The sequence below is a fragment of the Micromonospora sp. NBRC 110037 genome (genome assembly GCF_001652995.1).
Classification (GTDB): Bacteria; Actinomycetota; Actinomycetes; order Mycobacteriales; family Micromonosporaceae; genus Micromonospora; species Micromonospora chalcea.
The window spans coordinates 1579890-1603984 of sequence record NZ_BBVA01000002.1; the positions used below are offsets into that span (position 1 = coordinate 1579890).

Genomic DNA, 24095 nt, shown 5'->3' on the forward strand with positions numbered 1-24095 from the left:
GAAGGAGAGAGCCGTGGTCAAGCCGCAGCAGGAGGAACTGCGCCGGAACGATCTCGGCGCCACCAGCCAGGACAGCCGCAAGACGGCCACCCAGGCGGGCGGCCGTTCGCGGAGCCGGGGCACGTCGAACGCCGACGCGGGACGGCCCGTTCCGAAGGGTCAGGTGTCGCCGTACGGTCCGGCCGGTGAGCCGGTTGCCGACGACGAGAGCTAACCGCGAGCCGACGCCGGCCGCAGCCGCCGCCAGGTGGCTGCGGCCGACAGCCCGTACGCCAGGTGCGGGATCAGGTCGGAGACCCAGTCGGCGCGCCGCCAGGTACGCGGGTCGGTCACGCCCAGCACCGTCATCGAGCCGTCCGAGGTGGCCATCACCCCACCGCCGAGCAGCACCGTGGCCAGCGGCAACGGGATCCGCCGTTGTCCGGCGAGCAGACCGAACGCGGCCCCCGCGGCGATGCCTGTGGCGTACCCGAGCAGTGGCCCCAGACCGGAACGGCGGTTCGCCGCCTCGTCGCCGGGGCCCAGGTCGACGTGCGTGACGTCGGCCAGCCGTCCGGCCACCGACTCCGGGGTGCTGCTCGCCGGCCGCGCCCGCAGCGCCATGTCGAGGTAGGAGACCGCGTTGAGCACGGCGCTGCCGACGGCGCCCGCGATGGCGCCGTCGACGGCGGATGCCGCTCTCACTTCGGGTCACCCGGTTCCCGGTTGCCCTTGGGGCCGTAGGTCCGTTCGCCCCGGACCACGCCGCGTTGCCCACGGTCGTCCTGCAGGATCCGGTTGGCGACCTGGTTGGCCTCCTTGTCGGTGGCGCGCCCGGACTGCTCGACGAGGTCGCGCAGCCGTGCCCGTTGCTTGTCGTACGCGTTGCTGCCCGGACGGGGTCCTGCCATCACTGCCTCCTCGGGTCGCCGTCGGCTGACGAACCCGTCTACCCGCCCGGGCCGGGGCCAACCGTGCGCTCAGGCCGGGGCGCGGACGACAGCGACCGGGCACGCGGCGCGGTGCAGGATCCCCTGGCTCACCGAGCCGAGCAGCAAGCCGCTGAGCTCACCGCGGCCTTGCCGGCCCACCACGACCAGTTGGGCGTCCCGGGACGCCTCGGTCAGCGCTGTGACCGGGCGGGCCCGCACCGCCTCCCGGTTGATCGGCACGTCCGGCCAGCGCTCGGCGACGCCGGCGACCGACTCGGCCAGGACCCGCTCCTGCTCGTCGGCCTGCGCCGACCGGCCGCCCGGGTGGGCGTGCAGCACACGCAGCGGGGCGCCGCGGTGGGACGCCGTTTCGGCGGCGAACTCGACGGCGGCGCGGGACAGCGCGGAGCCGTCCACCCCGGCCACCACCGGGCCGGTGTCGCGGGCGGCGCCCCGGGCCACCAGCACCGGGCAGTCGGCGTACGCGGTGACCTGCAGCGCGACCGAGCCGATCACCAGCGAGGCGAACCCGCCGAGACCCCGGTCGCCGAGCACGATCAGCGCGGCGGTGGGGGACTCGCCGATCAGCACGGCGGCCGCCTCCCCGTCGATGATCTCGCCGGTGATGCGCAGCCCGCGCTCCTGCGCCTGGGCCGCGTTGACCGCGTCGGCGACCAGTTGCTCGGCCTGGTGACGCAGGCCGGCGTGCGGCGGCGCCCCGGCCGGAGCGGCCACCGGTACGCCCAGCAGCGGCCAGATGAATCCGTGGACCACCCGCAGCGGCCGGTTGCGGCGGGTGGCCTCCCGGGCGGCCAGGAGCACGGCCCGGGTCGCCGGCTCGGAGCCGTCCACCCCGACCACCACGGCCGCACCGTCAGCGGAGTTCACCAGGTACCTCCTCGTGGCCGGCGCTCCCGCGGCCAGTATCGCGGCCGGCGGGACCGGCCCGGGGCGATACCGCGCCGGTCGCCCGGTCGGTACGCTGGCGGACAGCGCCCAGGGAGGGAGGCCCGTCGATGGATCAGCCGGACGGACCGAGCACCGCCCGCATGATCGACTACTGGCTCGGCGGCCGGCACCACCGTCCGGTCGACGTCGCCGCGGCCGCCGCGTTCGAGGCGGCGTACGGGCCCTGCGCGGCGATCTTCCGCTCGCTGCGCGGTTTCCTGGGCCGGACCGTGCGCGCCATGGCCGGCGACGGCGTGGACGGCTTCCTGGTCTTCGGTGCGGGCGTGCCCACCTGCGGAAACGTGCACGAGGTCGCACCGGAGGCGACGGTCCTCTACACCGACGTCGACCCGGAGACGGTCCGGCTCGGCCAGCGCCTGCTCGCCGGCAGTGACCGCGCCGGTTACGGCTACGGCGACGCCACCGACATCGGCACCGTCGACCGGGCGCAGCTGCACCGTTTCGTGCCGGGGTGGGGGAGACGGCCGGTCGGAGTGGTGTTCCTCGGGCTGGCCGCGTTCCTGGACGACGACACGCTCGCCCGTACCCTGGACGAGTTGTACCGGGCGGTCGCGCCGGGCAGCCGGCTGGCGATCGACTTCGACAGCGAGGAGCTGGCCGGGCACCCGCAGGCGCTGGCCATGATGGGCCCGGCGTTCCGGATGCGCGCGCCCGAGCGGTTCGCGCCGCTGCTGGGCCGCTGGCGTCCCACCGACGAGGGCGTCGTGCCGGTGGCCCGGTGGCGGCCCGAGGGTGAGCCGGAGCCGGTGCCGGACGCGTTCTACGGCGCGTTGGCGCTGCGGCCGGCGGACTGAGCCGCGCCGGTCGAGGCGGGCCGTTCGGCGGTCGGGGGTCCTTCGTATGATGTTTGCTCTGTAGCAATAGTCGTCATCGGAGGATGAGCATGCCGGAGGCGTCCGGATCGGTGTCACGTGCCCTGCGCACGGCGCCACCCGACCAGCTGGTGGAGACCGCGGACGCGGTGCTGCGCCAGACGCTCGGGGCCGCGCGGGCGGAGGTGTTCGTCGCCGACTACCGCGCCAGCGGCCTCTGGCCGGTGCTCGACCCGGACGTGCCCGACGGTGGCCCGTTGCCGGCACACACCGTGGCGCAACGCTGCTTCAGCAGCCAGGAGCCGGTCCTGGACATCATCGACGACGGCCGCTGCCGGGCCTACCTGCCGCTGTCGGTGTGGGGGGAGCGGCTCGGCGTCCTGATGGTCGAGCTGCTCGGTGACCCGGACGCGGCCACAGTGGAGGCGGCGCGGGACGCCGCCGGCGAGCTGGCCGTGGCCATCCGCGCGGCCGACCGGGAGACCGACAGGTACCGCCGCGCCCGGCGGCGGGAACGGCTGAGCATGGCTGCGGAGATGCAGTGGGACCTGTTGCCGGGGCGCAGCGTGCGCCACGGCGACGCGTTGCTGGCCGGGCAGCTCGAACCGGCGTACACGGTGGGCGGTGACCACTTCGACTGGTCGGTGGACTGTGAGCGGCTCACCCTCACCGTGCTCAACGGCACCGGCAGCGGGCTGGCCGCGTCGCTGCTCACGGCGATGACGGTGAACGCCATGCGCAACGCCCGGCGTTCCGGCGGCAGCCTGGTCGAGCAGGCGGAGCTGGCCTCGGACACCATCTACTACCAGCACCGGGGCGGCCGGCACGTGGCCACGCTGCTGCTGGAGCTGGACAGCCGCCGGGGCGTGGTGCGGGCGGTGGACGCCGGTTCCCCGCAACTGCTGCGGCTGCGGGGGAGGCGGGTCACCCCGATCGCGTTGGAGCAGCAACTGCCGTTGGGCATGTTCGCCGAGACCCGGTACGACGTGCAGGAGTTCACTCTGGAGCCGGGCGATCGTCTCTTCGTGGTCAGCGACGGGGTGTACGCGGCGGAGCCCGACGGCCAGGAGCCGTACGGCGTCCGGGCCATGGCGCGCGCGATGCGGGCTACTCGGCTGCAGCCGGCGACCGAGGCAGTTGGTACGGTGATGCGCGAACTGCATGCGTACCACGCCGACGCGGATCTCCGTGACGACGCGGTCGTCGTCTGCCTGGACTGGCGCGGTTCCGGCCGGTCCGACGACGTCACGGGGCAGTGATCGGGGCGGCGGAGCGAACACGAGCGGGACGATCGCAGGGGACAGCGGGTGGAGCGACCTCCGAATCTTGCCGCGGCCATCGAGTCGGCTGCCGAGGCGCTCATCGGTGTGCTCGACTCCGCGACCTCACGGCACACCGTCAGCGTCTCGCCGACCCAGCTGCGGGTGCTGTCGCTGATCGTGTCCCATCCGGACACCAACGTGAACCGGCTGGCCGAGCTGCTGGACGTGGTCCCGTCGTCGGCGAGCCGGCTCTGTGACCGCCTGGAGGCCGTCGGCCTGCTGCGCCGGGTGGCCGACCCGCGTGACAGGCGAGAGGTGCGGCTGATCCCGACCGCGGCGGCGGACACGTTGCTGCGCGACCTGCAGCAGCGCCGGCACCGTGCGGTCCAGGCGGTGCTCGACCGGATGCCCAACCGTGCGCAGCACGAGCTGCTGCTGGCGCTCGTGGCGTTCAGTCAGGCCGCCGCGGCGGTCGCGCCGCAGGCGGGCTCCGACTCCACCGCCCGGACCGCCTGAGTCCCACCCCGGCGCTGATCCTGACCAACAGCCCGTGATGGTCAGCTAGTGTCCTAGGATGCCATAGCGGTTGTGACGGTCCCCACCCTCACAACACTGAGCAACGGCGCAGCGCGGCCAGCGGCCGGAGCGGGGGAGCCCGATATAGTGGCAGCGCAACTGAGCGGCCGGTGATCACCGGCCGCGTCGGGGGAGGTCCCAGCCCGGGATCACAGAGGGCGCCGGCGTCTGACCGGCCGGCAACGCGCACGTCCCTCCAGCGGCGGCTCGTCCGGCTGCCGGACCGTGCTGCGAAGGGAGGGTTCGGTGTCGCGTCGGCCGGCTCCAGCGGAGCACCCGGATTCCGGGGACGCCACGGTCGTGGGAGACCGCGTCCTCACGCTGCCCAACCTGATCAGCTTCGTCCGGCTCGTCGGCGTGCCGATCTTCCTCTACCTGTTCCTCGTGGTCCGCGCCGACGTCGCGGCCATCGTGGTGCTCGCCGTGGGCGGCACCAGCGACTGGGTGGACGGCTGGATCGCCCGCCGGCTGGGGCAGGTGAGCCGACTCGGCGAACTGCTCGACCCGCTGGCCGACCGGCTCTACATCCTGGCCACGCTGCTGGCCTTCACCGCGCGGGAGGTGGTGCCCTGGCAGTTCACCGGGGCGCTGCTGGCCCGCGAGTTGCTGCTGCTGGTCTCTCTCGGCGTGCTGCGCCGCTACGGCTACGGCCCGCCGCCGGTGCACTACGTGGGCAAGACCGCCACCTTCCTGCTGCTGGCGGCGTTCCCGATCCTGCTGCTGGCCGACGCCGTGCCGGACATCGGCACCGCGGCCGGCGCGATCGGCTGGGGCCTGGGCTGGTGGGGTCTGGTCCTCTACTGGGTGGCCGGCGCGATGTACGTGGTGCAGGCGAGCCGTCTCGTACGGCAGATGCGGGCGCGGCGCGCGGAGGTGGCGGCGTGACCGGGCCGGCGTCCGGCGACGCGGAGAAGGAGCGCGACCCGTCGAGCCGGGTGTACGCGCCGGACTTCCTGACCGAGCTGTTCCGCAATCCGCTGGACCCGGGGTACGGGGACGCGGCGGCGCGCCGGGCGGCGGGTGGCATGTCGCGGGTGCGGCAGGTGCTGGGCCGCCCGGTGAGCCTGCTCGTCCTGGCGGTGATCGGGTTCCTGTTCGCGGTGGCGTACCGGGAGACGATGGCGGAGGAGCCGAGCCGGGCGACGGCGCGGGCGGGGCTGATCGCCGAGATCAAGGGGCGTGAGGCGGCGACCGACCGGTTGACCGAGCGGGCCGAGCAGTTGCGCGAGGAGGTCGGCCGGCAGCGGGACGCGGCGCTGAGCGGTTCGCAGGCGTCCCGGTTGCGCACGCTGGAGGCGGGCACCGGTCTGGCTCGGGTGCGCGGTGACGGCGTGGTGGTGCGGCTGGCCGACGCGACGGCGGACCAGGACGGCGTGACCAGCGGGGACGCGGGCCCGTCCCGGGTGCTGTACTCGGATCTGCAGAAGGTGGCCAACGCGTTGTGGGCGGCGGGCGCCGAGGCGGTGGCGGTGAACGGCCAGCGGTTGACCGCGACGTCGACGATCCGGTCGGCGGGTGAGGCGATCCTGGTGGACTACCGGCCGGTGACGGGCCCGTACGAGGTGCAGGCGATCGGGCCGCGGTCGATGCGGGACCGGTTCAACGAGAGCCGGGCGGCGGCGCTCATGCGTGAGGTGGCGCGGACGACGGGGCTGTCGTTCGGGGTGAAGCGGGTCGACGACCTCACCTTGCCGGCGGCGCCGCAGCCGCGGCTACGCTACGCCGAGCCTTCGGTCAGTCCGAGTCCGCGTCCGTCGGGTTCGGGGGCCGCCGGTTCGTCGAGTCCCGGGTCGTCCGGCCCGGGTGGTTCTTCCAGCCCCTCGGGAGGTGGCCGATGATCGCGGTGCTGGCGTTGCTCGCCGGTGTGGTGCTCGGGGTGTATCTGGACCCCACGGTGCCGGCGGCGTTGCAGCCGTATCTGCCGATCGCGGTGGTGGCCGCGTTGGACGCGGTGTTCGGTGGGGTGCGGGCGAAGCTGGACCGGATCTTCGACGACAAGCAGTTCGTGGTGTCGTTCATCTCGAACGTTCTGGTGGCGGGGCTGATCGTGTACCTGGGTGACCAGTTGGGCGTGGGTGGTCAGTTGTCCACGGGTGTGGTGGTCGTGCTCGGGGTGCGCATCTTCGGAAATGTGGCGGCGATCCGTCGGCACCTGTTCCGGGCGTAGGTTTGTGGCGATGAGTGAGGAACACAGGGAGACGGGGACGGGGTGGCCGCGTCCGGTGGAGCCGGAGCGGCCGTCGGGTCCGGCGGGTGAGCCGGATCCGCGCCCGGACGCGCCCGATCCGGACGAGTTGAGCCCGTTGGCGCCGGTGGAGCCGGCGCCGGATGAGTCGTCGGAGCCGGCGGAGCGGGAGGCGGTGCCGGAGTCCGAGCCGGAGCCGGGTGCGGTGGCGCGGCCGTCGCGGTCGCGGCGGTTCTCCTCGGCGGGTCTGATGATCGCGGTGCTGCTGGCGTTGCTGGGTTTCACGCTCGTGGTGCAGTTGAAGACGACGTCGACGGATCCGACGCTCGCGGCGACGCGGGAGGAGGATCTGGTGCGGATCTCGTCGGATCTGGATTCGCGGGAGCGGCGGCTGCGTCAGGACATCGACGCCCTGGAGGAGAGTCAGCGGCAGTTGCGCTCGGGTGAGCAGGGCCGGCAGGCGGCGCTGGAGGAGGCGACGCGGCGGGCGGACGAGCTGGGCATCCTGGCGGGTACGTTGCCGGCGGTGGGTCCGGGGCTGGAGGTGCGGTTCTCGGGGCCGGCGAAGGCGGTGTCGTCGACGCGGATCCTGGACGCGGTGCAGGAGCTGCGGGGTGCGGGCGCGGAGGCGATGCAGATCCAGGGCGCTGATGGTTCGGCGGTGCGGATCATCGCGTCGACGTATTTCGTGGACGGGGCCGATGGTGTTCTGGTGGTGGACGGGCGGCGGCTGACGGGTCCGTTTACGATCATGGTGATCGGGGATCCGGCGACGATGCGTACGGCGTTGAACATTCCTGGCGGGGTGGTCGCATCGGTGCGGGACGGCGGCGGTAACGTGACCTCCGAGGATCGTGAGGTTGTGGAGGTTTCGCAGCTGCACGCGCCGATCAAGCTGGACCACGCGCGGCCGGTTTCCTGACCGGGCGCGGCCGCGCCGGTTTTTCCGGTGCACCGATGACGAAGGACGCAGTTGGTGATTCCTGAGGATCTGCGGTACACCGCCGAGCACGAGTGGGTGGTCGGTGGTGACGGTGGTGTCGTCCGCGTCGGTATCACGCACTTCGCGCAGGACGCTCTGGGTGACATCGTGTTCGTGCAGCTGCCGGATTCCGGTTCGGTGGTGGCGGCGGGCGAGTCGCTGGGCGAGATCGAGTCGACGAAGAGCGTGTCGGAGATCTACGCGCCGTTGAGCGGCACGGTGGCGGCGCGCAACGAGGCGCTTGCCGACACCCCTGAGGTGATCAACACGGATCCGTACGGTGCGGGGTGGTTGGTGGAGATCACTCCGGATGATCCGGCGGCGGTCGAGGGGTTGTTGACCGCTGATGCGTACCGCGAGCTCACCGAGAGCTGAGTTCGTGCTGTTCCGGGCGGCGGCGTGGTTCCGCGCGTCCGGTTGCCCTGCATTTCGGCGCTGGCTAGGCTCGCCCAGTCGACCGAGAACCAATAGTTTGAGCGTTGCGGAATGCGCCTTCCCGGGCACGGGGAGCCAGCCGCCGGGTGTGGTGTTGCCCGGCGGCCAGACCCGCCATTTCCTGACGCCGACCGAACAGATCCGTGAGGTGGTCCCATGACGCGCCCAGACGACGAGTTCCCCCCGCTCGACGTCACTTCGACGCTCAATCTCGGTTCGCTCGACGAAGTGCTGGAGGGGCCGGACACCGATGTGGTGCCGAGCCGGATGTCCGGTTCTTTGCCGCCGGGTATGGCGTTGCTGGTGGTTCGCCGGGGTCCGAACGCGGGCGCCCGGTTCCTGTTGGACCACGACGTGACGACGAGTGGGCGGCACCCGGACAGTGACATCTTCCTGGACGACGTGACGGTGTCGCGTCGGCACGCGGAGTTCCACCGGGACGGTGGGACGTTCACGGTGCGGGATGTGGGCAGCCTGAACGGCACGTACGTGAATCGTGAGCGGGTCGAGGCGGCGACGTTGAGCAACGGTGACGAGGTGCAGATCGGTAAGTTCCGGGTGGTGTTCATCGCCGGTCCGCGCCCGGAGGGTGAGGCCGGCCGGGGGTGAACGAGCCTGCGGCTTCGACGCCGTCCGGGGCTGGGCGGGCGCCTGCGCTGATGAGTATCGGCGAGGTGCTGGCTCAGTTGCGGCCGGAGTTTCCGGACGTCACGATCTCGAAGTTGCGGTTCCTGGAGGCCGAGGGCCTGGTGGAGCCGCAGCGGACGCCGGCGGGTTATCGCAAGTACGGCTGGGACGATGTGGCGCGGCTGCGGTTCGTGTTGACCGCGCAGCGGGATCAGTATCTGCCGTTGCGGGTGATCCGGGAGCAGTTGGCCGAGTGGGACGGTTCTGGTCCGTCGCCGGGGCGGGGGCGGCCGAATCTGGTGGCTGTGGGTCCGGGTGGTGAGGTGCCGGGCCGGGAGCCGGTGGATTCGGTCGAGTCGTCGGAGGTGCGGCTGGACCGGGCGGGGCTGATCTCGCGTAGCGGCGTGGACGAGTCGACGCTTGCGGAGTTGGAGCGGCTCGGTGTGCTGGTGTCGGATCCGCCGGGGTGGTACGACGCGGATGCTTTGATCATCGCGAGTGCGGTGGCGGGTCTGGCGGCGTACGGGTTGGAGCCTCGGCATCTGCGGGCGTACCGGTCGGCGGCGGATCGTGAGGTTGGTTTGTTCGCGCAGCTTGTGGCGCCGTTGGCGCGGCAGAGTGATCCGGCGGCGCGGGCTCGTGCGGCGGAGACGGCGCGGGAGCTGGTGGCGTTGTCGCAGCGGTTGCACGCGGCGTTGGTGCGGGTGGGGCTGCGGTCGACGTTGGGCCGGTGAGGTTGTCGGTGGAGGGCCGGGTGTCGTGGACGCCCGGCCCTTCGTCGTGGGGTGGCGCGGAAAGATCTGGTCGGGGGAGCGTGTCGTAGGCTTGCCGGGGTAAGCCCCTCCGGCGAGGCGTGGTGCACGTAGCGTGTGGGACTCCTGTGTCCTGGTCCGTGTACCGTGCAGGGAGGGGCGCGGTGCAAGGTGACGACGACACGGAGGCGGCGGTGCGCGAGCTGAGCGTGGTCGGAGTTCGGGTGGAGTTGCCGAGCAACCAGCCGATCGTCCTGCTGCGGGAGGTCGAGGGGGACCGCTATCTGCCGATCTGGATCGGCGCGGTCGAGGCGACGGCGATCGCTTACGAGCAGCAGGGGGTCAAGCCGGCCCGGCCGTTGACGCATGATCTTCTGCGGGATGTGCTGGCGGCGTTGCAGGCGCCGTTGCGGGCGGTGGAGATCACCGAGTTGAAGGACAACGTGTTCTACGCGGATCTGCTGCTGGGTGACGGGGTGCGGGTGTCGGCGCGGCCGAGTGACTCGATCGCGTTGGCGTTGCGGGTCGGCGCTCCGATTCGTTGTGCGGAGCAGGTCCTCGGCGAGGCGGGGATCGTGATTCCGGACGAGCAGGAGGACGAGGTGGAGAAGTTCCGGGAGTTCCTGGATCAGGTGCGTCCGGAGGACTTCGCGGGTTGAGGTGTGCCCGGCCGGGTGGCCGGGGTCGGCGCGGCGGTGGTTGTCACTGTGGGTGATGGCTGGCCGCCGTGTGTCGTTGGTGCCGGGCGGTCGCGCGGCGTGTCGCGGTGTCTCCTGCGGGTGAAGTGCGGGCGGCGGCGATAGGGTTGCCGTGTCGAGGGGTGCGCGTGACGGGGAGTCGGCGCGGCACCGCCACGGACGCGGGGAGGTTGGTCCGGATGCACGAGCCGCGGGATCCTGGTCCGGGTGCGGAGCAGCAGGCGGGTGTGGGGCCTGAGTCGGTCGGTGACGGTGAGGTCGGCTACCGGGGTGTGACCGCGTGTTCGGCGGTGGGCATCAGTTACCGGCAGTTGGACTATTGGGCGCGTACGGCGCTTGTGGTGCCGAGTGTGCGTGATGCTTCGGGTTCGGGGACGTCGAGGTTGTACTCGTTCCGCGACCTGGTGGTGTTGAAGGTCGTGAAGCGGCTGCTGGACGCCGGGGTGTCGTTGCAGAACATTCGGAAGGCGATCGAGGCGTTGCGGTCGCGTGGGGTGGATGATCTTGCGGGCATCACGTTGATTTCCGACGGGACGACTGTGTATGAGTGCCGGTCGCCGGAGGAGGTGGTCGACCTGTTGCAGGGCGGCCAGGGCGTGTTCGGCATCGCGATCGGTGGGGCGTTCAAGGAGATCCAGGGTTCGTTGTCGCATCTGCCGGCGGAGCCGGTGGGTGGGCAGGAGCCGGCTGCTCCGGCGGTGGAGCCGGAGGCGGACGCGGTGGGTGACGAGCTGGCGGCGCGTCGGGCGCGGCGCCGGGCCGGGTGACCTGCGTCGCGTCTCGTTGACGGGATCGCGCCGCGCCCGAAAAGGGTGCGGCGCGATTCGTGTTTTGGTGACGGGGTGTGCCGTGCGGGGCCCGGGCGGGCCCGGTCCGGTGGTCGGGCGCGGCCCGGTCGGTGTATCCGCAGGTCGCGGCTGGTCGGTGCGCAATGTCCGAAAGGGACGGTACGCGCTGTGGGTTGACCGGGGGTGCTCGGCTGACTGCGGTGTGTTCATCGTATTCGCGGCTGTTGTTGACTGTCCGTAGTTGACGGTTCTCGGGATCGGGACAGGGGCGGCGTGAAGCGTGGTGGGGGGCGCGCTATCGTCCGTTCCGATCGTCGGCGTGTCGACGTCACGGTGGAACGCTGTGTGACTTCGCGCGCCGGACGGTGAGCCCCTGACGCGGCGCTGCCCGCGGACCCCTGGTGGAAGGACCGAGCATGACGGTGACGAGCGAGACCACCCCGATCTCCCATTACGAGCGCATCGGCGGCGCGGCGGCGGTGAAGGCCGCTGTGGAGTCGTTCTACGACAAGGTGCTGGCCGATGCGGATCTCGCGGGCTACTTCACCGGGGTGGACATGGTGGAGCAGCGGCGGCACCTGGCGCTCATGCTGGCGGTGGTGCTCGGTGGGCCGAACGAGTACGCCGGCCGTGGGCTGGCCGAGGCGCACCAGCCGTTGAACATTCCGGGTGAGCACTACGCGAAGGTCGGTGAGCACCTGACGGCGACGCTGGTGGAGCTGGGCGTGCCGGCCGACGTGATCGCCGACGTGCAGGTCGTGCTCGGGCAGGTCCGCGATCAGGTCGTGTCGGCGGGGGATGCCTGAGCGTGGACGCGGCACGGCTGAAGCAGAGCTGGTCCCTGGTCGCCGCGCACGGCGACCAGGTGCCGCTCTACTTCTATTCGACGCTGTTCCTGGCGCATCCGGAGACCCGGCAGATGTTCCCGACGAACATGGCCGGGCAGCGGGATCGTCTGGTGGCGGCCCTGGGGCATGTGGTGTCCCACGTGGACCAGGTGGATCAGCTGGTCGGGTTCCTGCGGGACCTGGGCGCGGATCACCGGAAGTTCGCGGTGCGCGCGGAGCACTATCCGGCGGTCGGTGAGGCGCTGCTGGCGACGTTGCGGCATTTCTGCGGTGAGGCGTGGACCGACGAGCTGGCGGCCGACTGGACCGCGGCGTACGGCCTGGTGGCGCAGGTGATGACCGACGGCGCGCAGGCGGCGGAGTCGCAGTCGCCGCCGTGGTGGGTGGCGGAGGTGCTGTCGCACGAGCAGCGCACGTTCGACGTGGCGGTGCTGACGGTGCGCCCGCAGTATCTGCTGCCGTTCAGGCCGGGGCAGTCGATCGGGGTGTCGCATCCGGCGGTGCGGTCGTGGCGGTACTACTCGCCGGCGAACGCGCCGCGTTCGGACGGCACGGTGGAGCTGCACGTGCGGGCCGCGCCGGGTGGCGTGGTGTCGTCGCGTCTGGTGTACGGGTGCGCGGCGGGTGATCAGATCCATCTGGCGTCGCCGGTGGGGGAGCGGTTGACGTTGTGGCAGGCCGGGTCGTCGGATCTGCTGCTGTTGGCCGCCGGGACCGGCTGGGCGCCGGTGAAGGCGCTGGTGGAGCAGGTGGCGGCGGAGGGTTCCGGGCGGCGGGTCGACCTGTATGTGGGGGCCCGTTCGCGTACGGAGTTCTACGACAGTGAGGCGATCGACAAGTTGGCGGCGACGCATCCGTGGTTGCGGGTGTCGTACGTGGCCGGATCGGATCCGCAGCGGCCGGGGGAGATGGTGCGGCTGGCCGACCGGGTGCTGGCCGACGGGGACTGGCGGTCGAGGCACGTGTATGTGTGCGGGTCCGACGAGATGGTCGGTGATTCGGTGGCGGCGCTGACCGCGGCGGGTTACCAGCCGGGCCAGCTGCACCACGAGGGTTTCGGCAAGCACTGGTACGGCCCGTCCTGGCGGACGGTGGCCGAGGGAACAGAGGTGATCCGGTGAGCGCGAGGAGTGAGCCGGGGTTGCGAGCCCCGCAGTCGCGAACAGAGGTGATCCGGTGAGCGCGAGCCCGATCAGCAGCTATGACTCGCAGCACGTGTCGGGTCCGGTGCAGGTGCGGCTGACCGCGGACCGGGTGCGTCGGTGGGAGTTCGGGTCGGCGGCGTTCACACGGCGCGGGTACGACCCGGCGGACGTGGACCGGTTCCGGTTGCAGGTGGCCGACGAGCTGGATCTGCTGGCAGCGCAGGTGGGGGACCTGCGGGCGGAGAACGAGCGCCTCAACGACCATCTGGAGCTGCACCGGCACGGGGTGATCCCGAGCGCGGAGAAGGCGCCGGCGGCGCCGGCGGCGAAGGAGGTCAACCTGCTGTCGGCGGCGCAGCGGGAGGCCGAGCAGATCATCGCGCAGGCGCACGACTACGCGCGCCGGGTGGCCGAGTACGCCCGTACCCAGTACGAGAGTTACATGCGGGCGGCGGCGGAGGAGGCGAAGCAGGAGGCCGAGCGGGCGGTGGCGGAGTACCGCAGCGCCGCCGGGGGCAGCTTCGACGACTCGGTGGCGACGCGGGAGGCGTTGCGGATCTTCGGCGAGATGATGATCTCCCACATGCAGGCGGCGGCGCGGCATCTCGACGACGGTAGTGAGCAGTTGGCGCGCACGATGGAGCGGATCTCCCGGGAGTTGCCGGCGGCTGGTGGCGGCGCGCCGCAGCCGGCGTTGCCCCGGCATCAGCGGTGACCGTACCGCCCGGCCTGCGGTGCGGCGGGCCGGGCGGTACGGCTCAGGTGGTGACGGCGGTGATCGCTTCGGCGATGGGCGTGTCGCCGCCGACCAGTTCGAGGGTGTGCCCGGCGGTGCCGGGGGCGTAGAGCAGGGCCAGCAGGACCCGGGCGACGTCGGCGCGGCTGATCGCGCCGCCGGTGACGTGCCGGGCCAGCGTGATGCGGCCTTCGGGTTCGTCGTCGGTGAGCCGGCCGGGCCGCAGCACCGTCACGTCGAGGTCCCGGCCGGTGATGTCGTCCTCGGCGGCTTTCTTGGCCCGCAGGTACGCCGCCCACACGTCGTCGGTGCCGTCGGCGGGTGCGTCGTCCACGCCCATGGAGGAGACCAGCAGGTAGCGGCGTACGCCGGCTTGTGCGGCGGCGTCGGCGAGCAGCACTGCGGCGCCGCGGTCGACGGTGTCCTTGCGGGCGGCGCCGCTGCCCGGTCCGGCGCCGGCGGCGAACACGACGGCGTCGGCGCCGGCCAGGTGGGCGGCGAGGGTGTCGACGTCGGTGTGTTCCAGGTCGCAGAGGACCGGTTCGGCGCCGGCGGCACGTAGCGCGGCGGCGTGGTCGGGGTTGCGGATGAGCCCGAGCGCGGTGTCTCCGCGTCCGGCCAGTTCCCGCTCCAGCAGTTTGGCGATTTTGCCGTGCCCTCCGGCGATGACGACGCGCATGCGATCAACGTAGCCCGGCCGGGCGCGCCCCGCCGGGCGTCCGGGTGGGAGGTGCGGGTCCGGCGAGGGACCATGGACGGGTGAGTGAGGCGTTCGAGGCGTTGGCGCGGCTGGTGGCCGCCGGGGACGTGGTGGTGCTCAGCGGCGCGGGCCTGTCCACCGAGTCGGGCATTCCGGACTACCGGGGGCCCAGCGGCGCGTCCCGCCGGCACACCCCGATGACGTACCAGGAGTTCACCCGGGATCCGCTGGCGCGGCGGCGGTACTGGGCGCGCAGCCACCTGGGCTGGCAGACCATCGCGCGGGCGGCGCCGAACGAGGGGCACCGGGCGGTGGCGCGGCTGCAGGCGGCCGGGCTGCTCGGCGGCATCATCACGCAGAACGTCGACGGGTTGCACACCGCCGCCGGCGCCACCGGCGTGATCGAGTTGCACGGCCGCCTCGACGAGGTGACGTGCCTGGACTGCGGCAACGCCACCGGCCGCGAGGAGCTGCACCGGCGCCTGTCGGAGGCGAACCCGGGTTTCGACGCGCGGGTGGCGCACGTCAACCCCGACGGCGACGTGGACCTGCCGGACGAGGCGGTGGCCGGGTTCCGCACGGTCGACTGCGCGCTGTGCGGCACCGGCATGCTGAAACCGGACGTGGTGTTCTTCGGCGAGACGGTGCCCGCGTCGCGGGTGGCCGACTGTTTCGCCCTGGTGGAGGGGGCCCGGGCGCTGCTGGTGCTGGGGTCGTCGTTGACGGTGATGTCGGGGCGGCGGTTCGTGCTGCGCGCGGCCCGCCACGGCATCCCGGTGGCGATCGTCAACCAGGGCGTCACCCGCGGCGACACCTACGCGGCGCTGCGCCTGGACGCGCCGCTGGGCGCCACCCTGCGCGCGCTGGCGGACCGGTGCGCGGCGGCCCCGGCGCCGGTGTGATCGACAACCCCGGGACATGAGCCGGAAACACGCCCGCTGGTAGCGTTGGGGGTGCCGGTACCACCCACGTGGGAGAGACCGCCGATCCCGGCGGCGCCGAAGGGGCAGATTCTCCCCGGAACCTCTCAGGCAAAAGGACCACGTGGGCAGGCGCTGTGGAGCGCGTCAGCGCGACTCAGGGGGAGGCCGACCCGTCGACCTCGCCCCCCAAGGAGCGCAGCGCATGACCGCAGAGCAGTTCGCCGACCGGCACATCGGCCCCGGCCCGGCCGACGAGCGCCGGATGCTGGAGGCCGTCGGTTACGGCTCCGTCGACGAGCTGATGGACGCCGCGATCCCCGAGGTGATCCGCTGGCACGGCACCCTGGACCTGCCCGCCCCGGCCAGTGAGCGGGAGGCGATCGCCGAGCTGCGCGCCCTCGCGTCCCGCAACACCGTCGCCGTGTCCATGATCGGTCTGGGTTACCACGGCACGCACACCCCGGCGGTGATCCGCCGCAACGTGCTGGAGAACCCCGCCTGGTACACCGCGTACACGCCGTACCAGCCGGAGATCAGCCAGGGCCGGTTGGAGGCGCTGCTGAACTTCCAGACCATGGTCACCGACCTGACCGGTCTGGCCACTGCGAACGCCTCGATGCTCGACGAGGGCACCGCCGCGGCCGAGGCGATGACCCTCGCGCGCCGCGCGTCCAGGAGCAAGAGCCCGGTGTACGTCGTCGACGCCGACGCGCTGCCGCAGACCGTCGCGGTGATCACGAGCCGCGCCGAGCCCCTCGGCATCGACGTGCGGGTGATCGACGTGGAGCGTGACGAGCTGCCGGCGGAGTTCTTCGGCCTGCACCTGCAGTACCCGGGCGCGTCCGGCGCGGTCCGCGACGACCGGGCGCTGGTCGACGCGGCGCACGGCGTGGGCGCGCTGGTGACGGTCGCCGCGGATCTGCTGGCGTTGACGCTGCTGCGCCCGCCGGGCGAGATCGGCGCCGACATCGCCGCCGGCACCACCCAGCGGTTCGGTGTGCCGATGGGCTTCGGCGGTCCGCACGCCGGTTACCTGGCGGTGCGCTCCGGCCTGGAGCGGATGCTGCCGGGCCGCTTGGTCGGGGTGTCCCGCGACGCCGACGGCAACCCGGCGTACCGGCTGGCGTTGCAGACCCGCGAGCAGCACATCCGGCGGGAGAAGGCGACCAGCAACATCTGCACCGCGCAGGTGCTCCTCGCCGTGATGGCCGGCATGTACGCCGTCTACCACGGCCCGGACGGGCTGCGCGCCATCGCCCGGCGTACCCACGAGGCGGCGGCGCGGCTCGCGGCCGGGCTGCGCGCCGGCGGCGTTCAGGTCGCGGACGTCGCGTTCTTCGACACCGTCACCGCGACCGTGCCGGGCCGGGCCGCCGACGTGGTGGCCGCCGCCGCGGCGCGCAACGTGAACCTGCGGCTGGTCGACGCCGACCGGGTCGGCATCTCCTGCGACGAGACCACCACGCCCGCGCACCTGCAGGCGGTGTGGGCGGCGTTCGGCGTCGACGGGTTCGACGGCGAGGTGGACGCGGCCCTGCCCGGCGGGCTGGCCCGCACGTCGGACTTCCTCACCCACCCGGTGTTCCACAGCCACCACTCGGAGACGGCGATGCTGCGCTACCTGCGCCGCCTGGCCGACTTCGACTACGCGCTGGACCGCGGCATGATCCCGCTGGGGTCGTGCACGATGAAGCTCAACGCCACCACCGAGATGGAACCGATCACCTGGCCGGAGTTCGCGCACCTGCACCCGTTCGCGCCGAACGCGCAGACCACCGGGTACCGGGAGCTGATCGCGCAGCTGGAGGGCTGGCTGGCCGAGGTCACCGGCTACGACGCGGTCAGCGTGCAACCCAACGCCGGGTCGCAGGGTGAGCTGGCCGGGCTGCTGGCGATCCGCGGCTACCACCGCGAGCGCGGCGAGGCCCACCGCGACGTGTGCCTGATCCCGTCGTCGGCGCACGGCACCAACGCCGCGTCCGCCGTGATGGCCGGCATGCGGGTCGTGGTGGTCGGCTGCGACGCCGACGGCAACGTCGACCTGGTCGACCTCGACGCGAAGATCGACAAGCACCGGGACGCGCTCGCCGCGATCATGGTGACGTACCCGTCGACGCACGGCGTGTACGAGACCGGCATCGCGCAGTTGTGCGCGAAGGTCCACGACGCCGGCGGTCAGGTGTACGTCGACGGCGCGAACCTCAACGCGCTGGTCGGGTTCGCCAAGCCGGGCCGGTTCGGCGCGGACGTGTCGCACCTGAACCTGCACAAGACGTTCTGCATTCCGCACGGCGGCGGCGGCCCCGGCGTCGGGCCGGTGGCGGTGCGTTCGCACCTGGCGCCGTTCCTGCCTGGCGACCCCCTCGGTGCCCGCGCCGACGGGCGGCCGGCGATCTCGGCGGCCAACCACGGGTCGGCGGGGATCCTGCCGATCCCGTGGGCGTACCTGCGGATGATGGGCGCCGACGGGCTGGCCCGCGCCACCGGCGTGGCCGTCCTGGCCGCGAACTACGTGGCGGCGCGGCTGCGTAACCACTTCCCGGTGCTGTACGCCGGCAACAAGGGCCTGGTCGCGCACGAGTGCATCCTGGACCTGCGGCCGCTGACCAAGGCCACCGGCGTCAGCGTCGACGACGTGGCGAAGCGGCTGATCGACTACGGCTTCCACGCGCCGACGATGTCGTTCCCGGTGGCCGGGACGCTGATGGTGGAGCCGACCGAGAGTGAGGACCTGGCCGAGCTGGACCGCTTCTGCGACGCGATGATCGCGATCCGGGCGGAGATCGACAAGGTCGGCTCGGGGGAGTGGCCGGCGGGGGACAACCCGCTGTCCAACGCGCCGCACACCGCGGCGATGGTGTCGGCCGACGAGTGGCCGCACCCGTACCCGCGGTCGGTGGGCGCCTACCCGGCGGGCGTGGACCGGGCGGGCCGCTACTGGCCTCCGGTGCGGCGCGTCGACGGCGCGTACGGCGACCGGAACCTGGTCTGCTCGTGTCCCGCGCCGGAGGCGTTCGAGGACTGAGCGGCGAACGCCGGGGCGGTGGGCTCTCGCCGCCCCGGCCGGCGCGCCGGCCGGTCATGACCGGCGCGTACGCTCACTGACGCTGCGTGATGGCTCAGGCCACGAGAGCGTGACGGGCCGGACCCCGGTGCGGGGCGATGGTGCGTCCGTCGGGGAGCAGCTCACCGGTGTCCTCGAAGACGATGACACCGTTGCAGAGCAGGCTCCAGCCCTGCTCAGGGAAGCAGGCGAGGACGCGGGCGGCCTCGCGGTCGGTCGCGTCGGCGGAGGGGCAGGTGGGCTGGTGCTGACACATCGGGTTCTCCGGACTGTGGGGGCACTGTGTCATGGTTCACATGACCAGTGACGCACAGTACCAAGGAAAACTGAGCGGCAACGAGCAAGGATGCGTCTTGTTCACCGAGAATGGGCTGAACGGATGACCCGTAACGGGCCAGACGTTGTGGAAGCGCTCCCACAGGTGGAGGTCGATACCCCCGGCGCCCCGCCCGGATGCCGTCGCCGACTGGTCGAGACGGCCCGCCTGCACTGGTCCGCCACCGACGGCGGCGACCCCGCCGACCTGGCACAACGCTTCCTCGCCGCGCACGGCGTCACCCGCGACGACCTCACCCGCCCCGGCCGCCACGACCCCGACGACGCGGTCTGCGGCGCGGCGCTCTACCTGTCCGCCGCCGCCGGCGCGTACACCCTCGGCGTGTCGCCCGGCGCGCCGAGCCCCGCGCCGACGCTGCCAGACCTGGTCGTGGTCGTCTACCACCACACCGACCGGCCCACGCCGACCCCGCCACCGGCCCACGCCGGCGGGTGGCGGCTCGGACCGTGGCGCGACAGCTGGACCCCGGCCGCGCACGCCGCCGCCGTCGACGTGGTCCGCGCCGCCATCGCCCGCGGCGACGTCTACCAGACCAACCTCGTCGGCCACGCCGCCGCCCCGTACACCGGCGACCCCCGGCCGGCGCTGGCCCGCCTCGCCGCGCTGCCCGGCGCCCGCTACGGCGGCACCCTGCACGGCCCCGGCTGGGCGCTCGGCTGCGCCTCCCCGGAAACCCTCATCGCCGTCGAACACGGCCGCCTGGTCACCCGCCCCATCAAGGGCACCCGCCCGGCCACCCCCGCCGGCCGCCGCGAGCTGCTCGCCTCCGCCAAGGAACGCGCCGAACACGTCATGATCGTCGACCTGGAACGCAACGACCTGGCCCGCGTCGCCCGCACCGGCTCGGTGCGCGTCGACGAGCTGTTCGCCGTACGCCGCTGGTGTGACCTGTGGCAGGCGGAGTCCACGGTGTCCGCGGCGCCCGCCGACGGCCTCGGCCTGGCCGACCTGCTGCGCGCGGTCTGCCCCGGCGGCTCGGTCACCGGCGCGCCCAAACGCGCCGCGCTGGCGCAGATCGCCGCGCTGGAGCCGGTCGGACGCGGCGCGAGCATGGGCGCGCTCGGCTGGGTCGGACCCGACCGCCTCGACCTGGGCCTGACCATCCGCACCGCCGCCGCCGACGGCGACCTGCTGCACCTGTGGGCCGGCGGGGGCATCACCTGGGACAGCGACCCGGCCGCCGAGGTCGCCGAGGCCGCCGCCAAAGCCGCCCCGATCCGCGCCCTGCTCGCCGGCTGACGGCCGGCCCGCTCGCGGCGGCTCCGCCGGCCGGTAGCGGCCGTGCGCGGCGGCTCAGCCGGCGGCGAACGCGTCCAGGGCGGCGACCACCCGCTCGCCGATGCCGTGCCCGCCGCCGTGCCCGCCGGACTCCACGATCTCCAGCCGCGCATCAGGCCAGTCCCGGGTTAGCAGCCACGCGATGTCCGGCGGGCCGCTGACATCCAGCCGGCCCTGCACCAGCACCCCCGGAATGCCCGCCAGGCGGCCCGCGTCGCGCAGCACCTGCCCGTCCGGCTGGAAACCCCGGTTCGCGAAGTAGTGCGTCACCAGCCGGGCGAACCCGTACCGGAACACCGGATCGGCGAACCGCGGATCCGGCGCGTACCCGCCCGCGAGGGACACGTGCACGTCCTCCCAGTCGCACCAGTCCCGCGCCGCCCGCTCCCGCACCGCCGGGTCCGGGTCGTCGAGCAGCCGCGCGTACGCCGCCGACAGGTCACCGTCCCGGTCGGCCTCCGGCACCCCGTCACGGAACCGCGCCCACTCCTGCGGGAACACCCGGCCCATGTCCCGGGTCAACCACTCGATCTCCCGGCTGGTGTTGGCGACCACGCTGAACAGCACCAGCGCGGTGACCCGCTGCGGGTGCCGCTGCGCGTACGCCAGCGCCAGCGACGACCCCCACGACGCGCCGCACAGCAGCCACCTGTCGATCCCCAGGTGCGCGCGCAGCGCCTCCATGTCGGCCAGCAGATGCGCGGTGGTGTTCACCGACAGGTCCGTGGCCGGATCCGACGCCAGGGGAGTGCTGCGCCCACAGCCACGCTGGTCGAACAACACGATCCGGTACGCGGCTGGGTCGAACAGCCGCCGCCACCCCGCGCCCGCGCCCGAACCCGGACCGCCGTGCACCACAAGCGCCGGCCGGCCGTCCGGATTGCCGCACGTCTCCCAGTACACGCGCTGCCCGTCCCCGACGTCCAGCATCCCCTGGGCGTACGGCTCGATCGGCGGATACATGCGGCGGCCTCCCAGCGTCGGTGTCCGCACACCCTACGAGCGTCGCCGCCCCGGCGGGTGCCCCCCACCGCGCGGTAAGCAACGGATAGCCTTCCGGACATGACTATGCGCCCGATCCGGATCATCGGCGACCCCGTGCTGCGCACCCCCAGCGAACCCGTCACCAGCTTCGACGCCGAACTGCGCGCCCTCGTCACCGACCTGATGGACACGCTGCTCGGCGCACCCGGACGCGCCGGCGTCGCCGCGCCCCAGATCGGCGTCAACGCCCAGGTGTTCGTCTACGACGCCGACGGCCGGCGCGGCCACATGATCAACCCCACGTTGGAACTGTCCGACGAACTCCAGGACGACGACGAGGGCTGCCTGTCCATCCCCGGCCTGTACTTCCCGACCCCCCGCGCCCTGCACGCCACCGCCCACGGCTACGACCAGCACGGCGAACCCCTCACCATCACCGGCAGCGGCTTCCTCGCCCGCGCCCTGCAACACGAGACCGACCACCTGCGCGGACGCCTCTACGTCGACACCCTGCGCGGCGACACCCGCCGCCGGGCCCTGCGCGAGATCCGCGCCGGCCGGTTCGACTCACCCAGCCGCGGCCGCTGACGTCAACGCGCACTCGGTGAACCCGGCCACCCGGGAGAACCCCAACCGCTCGTACAGCCGCACCGCCGCCGCGTTGTCCGCCCGCACGTTGAGCGTCACATGATCCACCGACGTGCGCAGCCGCGCGCACAACGCCGCCACCACCCCCGCGCCCAGACCCCGACCCCGCACGTCCGGATGCGTCGTCACGTTCCCCAGCGCCGCCACCCGCCACCGCGGCGAGAACACGTGCACGCCCGCCACCGCCACCAGCCGGCCGTCCTCCCGCACGCCCACGTACTGGCCCGTGTCCAGCATCCGCGGATCGAACCAGTTCCCCGGATACGCCACCGCGTACAACCCGGAAAGCTCCGCCGCGTCCGCCGGCCCCAACGGCTCACCCACCGCCGGCGCCGCCGCCAACCGACCTGGATCCGTCAACGCCATCCGGTGATGCGCCGCCGCCTCCGACACCACGAACCAGCGGCCCACCACCGCCTCCAGACCGGGGGACAGGTGCGCCCACATCCGCGCCGGCAACACCGGCGCCGCCTCCGCCAGCAACCCCGCCAACTCCGGCACCCGATCCGGCGCCGCGAACGCCAGCAACGTCGGCAACTCCACCCCGTGATACAGCAACACCACCTGGTCGCCACGCCGGAACCACGACGTGTACGGCCAGAAGAAATCGTCCAGATCACCCAACTGGTACGCGTGCAACACCGGATCCCGGCCCAGCAGACCCGCCAGCACCGCCCGATCGTGCTCCGCCCGCACCGCCACCGCGATCAGCCCGCCAACCACTGGTCGTAACCCAACCGGGCCACCAACGCCAGCACCACCACCAGCAGCACCACCCGCACGAACCCCGCACCCCGCCGCAACGCCATCCGCGCGCCCACCGCCGCCCCCACCACGTTGCACACCGCCATCGCCGCACCCAACGCCCACCACACGTGCCCCGTCAACCCGAACACCACAAGCGCACCCAGATTCGTACCCGCGTTCACCACCTTCGCCATCGCCGACGCGTGCACGAAATCCGAACCCAGAATCGCCGTGAACGCCAACACCAGAAACGTGCCCGTACCCGGCCCGATCAACCCGTCGTACAGGGCGATGCCCAACCCGGCCACCGCCACCGCCACCACCACCCGCCCCGGCGTGCGCCGCGGCGACGACACCACACCCAGCGACGGCCGCGCCATCACGAACACCGCCACCGCCACCAGCACCACAAGCACCACCGGCCGGTACGCGCCACCCGGCACCGCACCCGCAAGCGCCGCACCCAACCCCGCCGTCAGCACCGCCAACCCCGCCGCCGGACCCGCCACACCCCAGTCCAGCTTCGTCCGCCGCGCATACGTCACCGCCGCCGTCGACGTACCGAAAATCGCCGCCAGCTTGTTCGTGCCCAACGCCGTCGCCACCGGCACACCCGGCGCCGCCACCAGCAACGCCGGCAACAACAACAGACCACCGCCACCCACCACCGCGTCCACCCACCCCGCGACAAGGGCAGCGGTCAGCAACGTCGTCAACGACAGGGCATCCACCGCCGCATTCTGCCCACCCCGCCACCAGCGACAACGCCACCTGTGGCAAGCCTCACCGGCCCCGACGACGCCGCAACCACACCCCCACCGACCCCACCGCCACGAACACCAGCATCGAACAGCACAACAGTCTCAGCACCCGGCAAGACTGCCACGACGACGTAGGGTGTCCAGGTGCGCCTGGCCACCTTCAACCTGCTGCACGGCCGATCCCTCACCGACGGACTCGTCGACCCCGACCGGCTCACCGCCGCCGTCACCGCCCTCGACGCCGACGTCCTCGCCCTCCAGGAAGTCGACCGCGACCAGACCCGCAGCGGCAAACTCGACCTCACCGCCCTGGCCGCCCGCGCCCTGCACGCCGACCACCACCGCTTCGCCGCCGCCGTCGTCGGCACCCCCGGAGAACAGTTCCGCCCCCTCACCCACGACGACGACGGCCACGGCGAACCCCTCTACGGCATCGGCCTGATCAGCCGCCACCCCGTCCGCTCCTGGCAGGTCACCCGCCTACGCGCCGCCCCCGTCCGCTCACCCATCTACGCACCCGGACCCGGCGGCGGCCTCATCCTGCTCCGCGACGAACCCCGCGTCGTGCTCGCCGCCGTCCTCGACACCCCCCACGGCCCCCTCACCGTCGCCGCCACCCACCTGTCCTTCGTCCCCGGCTGGAACATCTGGCAACTACGCCGCGTCATCCGCGCCCTGCGCACCCTGCCCGCACCCCGGATCCTGCTCGGCGACCTCAACCTGCCCGCCGGACCCGCCGCCGCGCTCACCCGCTGGCGACCCCTCGCCCGCCGCCCCACCTACCCGGCCGGGCAACCCCGCGTCCAACTCGACCACATCCTCGCCGACCGGCACGCCCTCGACCGGCTCCCACCCGTCACCGCCGTCCACACACCGCTGGCCACCATCTCCGACCACCGGCCCCTCGTCGTCGACCTCGGCTGACGC

The 24095-nt window shown here is 72.8% G+C and carries 29 protein-coding genes and 1 riboswitch; of the genes, 21 read left to right on the top strand and 8 right to left on the bottom strand.

Going from position 1 to position 24095, the window contains the following annotated elements; translation table 11 throughout:
- The first annotated feature begins 13 nt into the window (after positions 1 to 13).
- Complete coding sequence (locus tag A4R25_RS06180; protein WP_043323973.1) at positions 14 to 214, top strand: hypothetical protein; 201 nt, start codon at positions 14 to 16, stop codon at positions 212 to 214.
- On the opposite strand, the gene A4R25_RS06185 is transcribed toward A4R25_RS06180, so the two are convergent.
- From A4R25_RS06185 to A4R25_RS06195, 3 genes are all read right to left on the bottom strand, one after another.
- Positions 211 to 684: a hypothetical protein gene (locus tag A4R25_RS06185; RefSeq protein WP_043323975.1), complete on the bottom strand. Its 474-nt coding sequence runs from the start codon at positions 682 to 684 to the stop codon at positions 211 to 213. The two genes, A4R25_RS06180 and A4R25_RS06185, sit on opposite strands and share 4 nt — an antisense overlap.
- Entirely contained in the window at positions 681 to 890 is a 210-nt protein-coding gene (locus A4R25_RS06190) for a hypothetical protein (RefSeq protein WP_030503913.1), read from the bottom strand. Before A4R25_RS06190 ends, A4R25_RS06185 begins: the two co-directional genes overlap by 4 nt.
- A 69-nt stretch (positions 891 to 959) precedes the next feature.
- Positions 960 to 1799, bottom strand: a complete 840-nt coding sequence (locus A4R25_RS06195) for a universal stress protein (protein WP_064445938.1) — start codon at positions 1797 to 1799, stop codon at positions 960 to 962.
- Between the two features lie 128 nt (positions 1800 to 1927).
- Here A4R25_RS06195 and A4R25_RS06200 point away from each other — a divergent pair, with 128 nt between their 5' ends.
- The 15 genes from A4R25_RS06200 (at position 1928) to A4R25_RS06270 (ending at position 13705) form a co-directional block, all read left to right on the top strand.
- The gene (locus A4R25_RS06200; protein ID WP_064445939.1) at positions 1928 to 2674 is read left to right on the top strand and encodes an SAM-dependent methyltransferase; all 747 of its coding nucleotides are present in this window, start codon (positions 1928 to 1930) and stop codon (positions 2672 to 2674) included.
- Between the two features lie 89 nt (positions 2675 to 2763).
- Positions 2764 to 3951 (top strand): PP2C family protein-serine/threonine phosphatase, encoded by a 1188-nt coding sequence (locus tag A4R25_RS06205; RefSeq protein ID WP_064445940.1) that lies wholly within the window; start codon positions 2764 to 2766, stop codon positions 3949 to 3951.
- A gap of 48 nt (positions 3952 to 3999) precedes the next feature.
- The gene (locus A4R25_RS06210; RefSeq protein WP_043323983.1) at positions 4000 to 4470 is read left to right on the top strand and encodes a MarR family transcriptional regulator; all 471 of its coding nucleotides are present in this window, start codon (positions 4000 to 4002) and stop codon (positions 4468 to 4470) included.
- A 306-nt stretch (positions 4471 to 4776) separates the two neighbouring features.
- A complete protein-coding gene (locus A4R25_RS06215) occupies positions 4777 to 5415 on the top strand; it encodes a CDP-alcohol phosphatidyltransferase family protein (RefSeq protein ID WP_043323984.1) in 639 nt (212 codons plus the stop codon).
- Positions 5412 to 6368: a DUF881 domain-containing protein gene (locus A4R25_RS06220; protein ID WP_043323986.1), complete on the top strand. Its 957-nt coding sequence runs from the start codon at positions 5412 to 5414 to the stop codon at positions 6366 to 6368. The genes A4R25_RS06215 and A4R25_RS06220 overlap by 4 nt, the downstream gene beginning before the upstream one ends.
- On the top strand, positions 6365 to 6697 hold the full coding sequence (locus A4R25_RS06225; RefSeq protein WP_007071104.1) for a small basic family protein: 333 nt from the start codon (positions 6365 to 6367) through the stop codon (positions 6695 to 6697). The genes A4R25_RS06220 and A4R25_RS06225 overlap by 4 nt, the downstream gene beginning before the upstream one ends.
- A gap of 10 nt (positions 6698 to 6707) precedes the next feature.
- A complete protein-coding gene (locus tag A4R25_RS06230; protein WP_043323991.1) occupies positions 6708 to 7637 on the top strand; it encodes a DUF881 domain-containing protein in 930 nt (309 codons plus the stop codon).
- A gap of 54 nt (positions 7638 to 7691) precedes the next feature.
- On the top strand, positions 7692 to 8072 hold the full coding sequence (gene gcvH / locus A4R25_RS06235) for a glycine cleavage system protein GcvH (RefSeq protein WP_043330119.1): 381 nt from the start codon (positions 7692 to 7694) through the stop codon (positions 8070 to 8072).
- 216 nt (positions 8073 to 8288) lie between these two features.
- Positions 8289 to 8741 (top strand): FHA domain-containing protein, encoded by a 453-nt coding sequence (locus A4R25_RS06240; protein ID WP_030503922.1) that lies wholly within the window; start codon positions 8289 to 8291, stop codon positions 8739 to 8741.
- A 50-nt stretch (positions 8742 to 8791) separates the two neighbouring features.
- A complete protein-coding gene (locus A4R25_RS06245; protein WP_176722889.1) occupies positions 8792 to 9493 on the top strand; it encodes a MerR family transcriptional regulator in 702 nt (233 codons plus the stop codon).
- Between the two features lie 212 nt (positions 9494 to 9705).
- Positions 9706 to 10170: a bifunctional nuclease family protein gene (locus A4R25_RS06250; RefSeq protein ID WP_043330120.1), complete on the top strand. Its 465-nt coding sequence runs from the start codon at positions 9706 to 9708 to the stop codon at positions 10168 to 10170.
- A 218-nt stretch (positions 10171 to 10388) separates the two neighbouring features.
- A complete protein-coding gene (locus A4R25_RS06255) occupies positions 10389 to 10976 on the top strand; it encodes a MerR family transcriptional regulator (protein ID WP_064446489.1) in 588 nt (195 codons plus the stop codon).
- A gap of 437 nt (positions 10977 to 11413) precedes the next feature.
- Positions 11414 to 11803 (top strand): group 1 truncated hemoglobin, encoded by a 390-nt coding sequence (locus tag A4R25_RS06260; RefSeq protein ID WP_064445941.1) that lies wholly within the window; start codon positions 11414 to 11416, stop codon positions 11801 to 11803.
- 2 nt (positions 11804 to 11805) lie between these two features.
- A complete protein-coding gene (locus tag A4R25_RS06265) occupies positions 11806 to 12966 on the top strand; it encodes a globin domain-containing protein (protein ID WP_064445942.1) in 1161 nt (386 codons plus the stop codon).
- A gap of 55 nt (positions 12967 to 13021) precedes the next feature.
- Positions 13022 to 13705 (top strand): DivIVA domain-containing protein, encoded by a 684-nt coding sequence (locus tag A4R25_RS06270; protein WP_064445943.1) that lies wholly within the window; start codon positions 13022 to 13024, stop codon positions 13703 to 13705.
- Positions 13706 to 13748: 43 nt separating this feature from the next.
- On the opposite strand, the gene A4R25_RS06275 is transcribed toward A4R25_RS06270, so the two are convergent.
- Complete coding sequence (locus A4R25_RS06275) at positions 13749 to 14405, bottom strand: NAD(P)H-binding protein (RefSeq protein WP_043323996.1); 657 nt, start codon at positions 14403 to 14405, stop codon at positions 13749 to 13751.
- 80 nt (positions 14406 to 14485) lie between these two features.
- Here A4R25_RS06275 and A4R25_RS06280 point away from each other — a divergent pair, with 80 nt between their 5' ends.
- The gene (locus tag A4R25_RS06280) at positions 14486 to 15328 is read left to right on the top strand and encodes an NAD-dependent protein deacetylase (protein ID WP_064445944.1); all 843 of its coding nucleotides are present in this window, start codon (positions 14486 to 14488) and stop codon (positions 15326 to 15328) included.
- A 59-nt stretch (positions 15329 to 15387) separates the two neighbouring features.
- A riboswitch (glycine riboswitch) is annotated at positions 15388 to 15479 on the top strand.
- 72 nt (positions 15480 to 15551) lie between these two features.
- The gene (gene gcvP, locus A4R25_RS06285) at positions 15552 to 18374 is read left to right on the top strand and encodes an aminomethyl-transferring glycine dehydrogenase (RefSeq protein WP_064445945.1); all 2823 of its coding nucleotides are present in this window, start codon (positions 15552 to 15554) and stop codon (positions 18372 to 18374) included.
- 94 nt (positions 18375 to 18468) lie between these two features.
- On the opposite strand, the gene A4R25_RS06290 is transcribed toward gcvP, so the two are convergent.
- Positions 18469 to 18669: a DUF5999 family protein gene (locus A4R25_RS06290; RefSeq protein ID WP_013286363.1), complete on the bottom strand. Its 201-nt coding sequence runs from the start codon at positions 18667 to 18669 to the stop codon at positions 18469 to 18471.
- 123 nt (positions 18670 to 18792) lie between these two features.
- Here A4R25_RS06290 and A4R25_RS06295 point away from each other — a divergent pair, with 123 nt between their 5' ends.
- Positions 18793 to 19989, top strand: a complete 1197-nt coding sequence (locus A4R25_RS06295) for a chorismate-binding protein (RefSeq protein WP_064445946.1) — start codon at positions 18793 to 18795, stop codon at positions 19987 to 19989.
- A 54-nt stretch (positions 19990 to 20043) separates the two neighbouring features.
- On the opposite strand, the gene pip is transcribed toward A4R25_RS06295, so the two are convergent.
- Positions 20044 to 20991 carry a prolyl aminopeptidase gene (gene pip, locus A4R25_RS06300; protein WP_064445947.1) on the bottom strand — a complete coding sequence of 316 codons (948 nt, stop codon included), beginning with the start codon at positions 20989 to 20991 and terminating at the stop codon, positions 20044 to 20046.
- Positions 20992 to 21090: 99 nt separating this feature from the next.
- Between pip and def the strand changes: the two genes are divergently transcribed.
- Entirely contained in the window at positions 21091 to 21600 is a 510-nt protein-coding gene (gene def, locus A4R25_RS06305) for a peptide deformylase (RefSeq protein ID WP_064445948.1), read from the top strand.
- Here def and A4R25_RS32015 read toward each other — a convergent pair.
- Entirely contained in the window at positions 21580 to 22383 is an 804-nt protein-coding gene (locus tag A4R25_RS32015; RefSeq protein WP_064445949.1) for a GNAT family N-acetyltransferase, read from the bottom strand. The two genes, def and A4R25_RS32015, sit on opposite strands and share 21 nt — an antisense overlap.
- A complete protein-coding gene (locus A4R25_RS06315) occupies positions 22368 to 23138 on the bottom strand; it encodes a TSUP family transporter (RefSeq protein ID WP_176722890.1) in 771 nt (256 codons plus the stop codon). Before A4R25_RS06315 ends, A4R25_RS32015 begins: the two co-directional genes overlap by 16 nt.
- 174 nt (positions 23139 to 23312) lie before the next feature.
- Between A4R25_RS06315 and A4R25_RS06320 the strand changes: the two genes are divergently transcribed.
- Complete coding sequence (locus A4R25_RS06320) at positions 23313 to 24092, top strand: endonuclease/exonuclease/phosphatase family protein (protein ID WP_064445950.1); 780 nt, start codon at positions 23313 to 23315, stop codon at positions 24090 to 24092.
- Positions 24093 to 24095 lie beyond the last annotated feature (3 nt).

What these genes read in the sequence shown, in the direction of transcription:
- A4R25_RS06255 (WP_064446489.1), top strand. Translation starts at nt 10,389, where the DNA reads ATGCACGAGCCGCGGGATCCTGGTCCGGGTGCGGAGCAGCAGGCGGGT.
- A4R25_RS06190 (WP_030503913.1), bottom strand. Translation starts at nt 890, where the DNA reads ATGGCAGGACCCCGTCCGGGCAGCAACGCGTACGACAAGCAACGGGCA.
- A4R25_RS06225 (WP_007071104.1), top strand. Translation starts at nt 6,365, where the DNA reads ATGATCGCGGTGCTGGCGTTGCTCGCCGGTGTGGTGCTCGGGGTGTAT.
- A4R25_RS06245 (WP_176722889.1), top strand. Translation starts at nt 8,792, where the DNA reads ATGAGTATCGGCGAGGTGCTGGCTCAGTTGCGGCCGGAGTTTCCGGAC.
- A4R25_RS06230 (WP_043323991.1), top strand. Translation starts at nt 6,708, where the DNA reads ATGAGTGAGGAACACAGGGAGACGGGGACGGGGTGGCCGCGTCCGGTG.
- A4R25_RS06275 (WP_043323996.1), bottom strand. Translation starts at nt 14,405, where the DNA reads ATGCGCGTCGTCATCGCCGGAGGGCACGGCAAAATCGCCAAACTGCTG.
- A4R25_RS06205 (WP_064445940.1), top strand. Translation starts at nt 2,764, where the DNA reads ATGCCGGAGGCGTCCGGATCGGTGTCACGTGCCCTGCGCACGGCGCCA.
- A4R25_RS06260 (WP_064445941.1), top strand. Translation starts at nt 11,414, where the DNA reads ATGACGGTGACGAGCGAGACCACCCCGATCTCCCATTACGAGCGCATC.
- def (WP_064445948.1), top strand. Translation starts at nt 21,091, where the DNA reads ATGACTATGCGCCCGATCCGGATCATCGGCGACCCCGTGCTGCGCACC.
- A4R25_RS06200 (WP_064445939.1), top strand. Translation starts at nt 1,928, where the DNA reads ATGGATCAGCCGGACGGACCGAGCACCGCCCGCATGATCGACTACTGG.
- A4R25_RS06240 (WP_030503922.1), top strand. Translation starts at nt 8,289, where the DNA reads ATGACGCGCCCAGACGACGAGTTCCCCCCGCTCGACGTCACTTCGACG.
- pip (WP_064445947.1), bottom strand. Translation starts at nt 20,991, where the DNA reads ATGTATCCGCCGATCGAGCCGTACGCCCAGGGGATGCTGGACGTCGGG.
- gcvP (WP_064445945.1), top strand. Translation starts at nt 15,552, where the DNA reads ATGACCGCAGAGCAGTTCGCCGACCGGCACATCGGCCCCGGCCCGGCC.
- A4R25_RS06295 (WP_064445946.1), top strand. Translation starts at nt 18,793, where the DNA reads ATGACCCGTAACGGGCCAGACGTTGTGGAAGCGCTCCCACAGGTGGAG.
- A4R25_RS06290 (WP_013286363.1), bottom strand. Translation starts at nt 18,669, where the DNA reads ATGTGTCAGCACCAGCCCACCTGCCCCTCCGCCGACGCGACCGACCGC.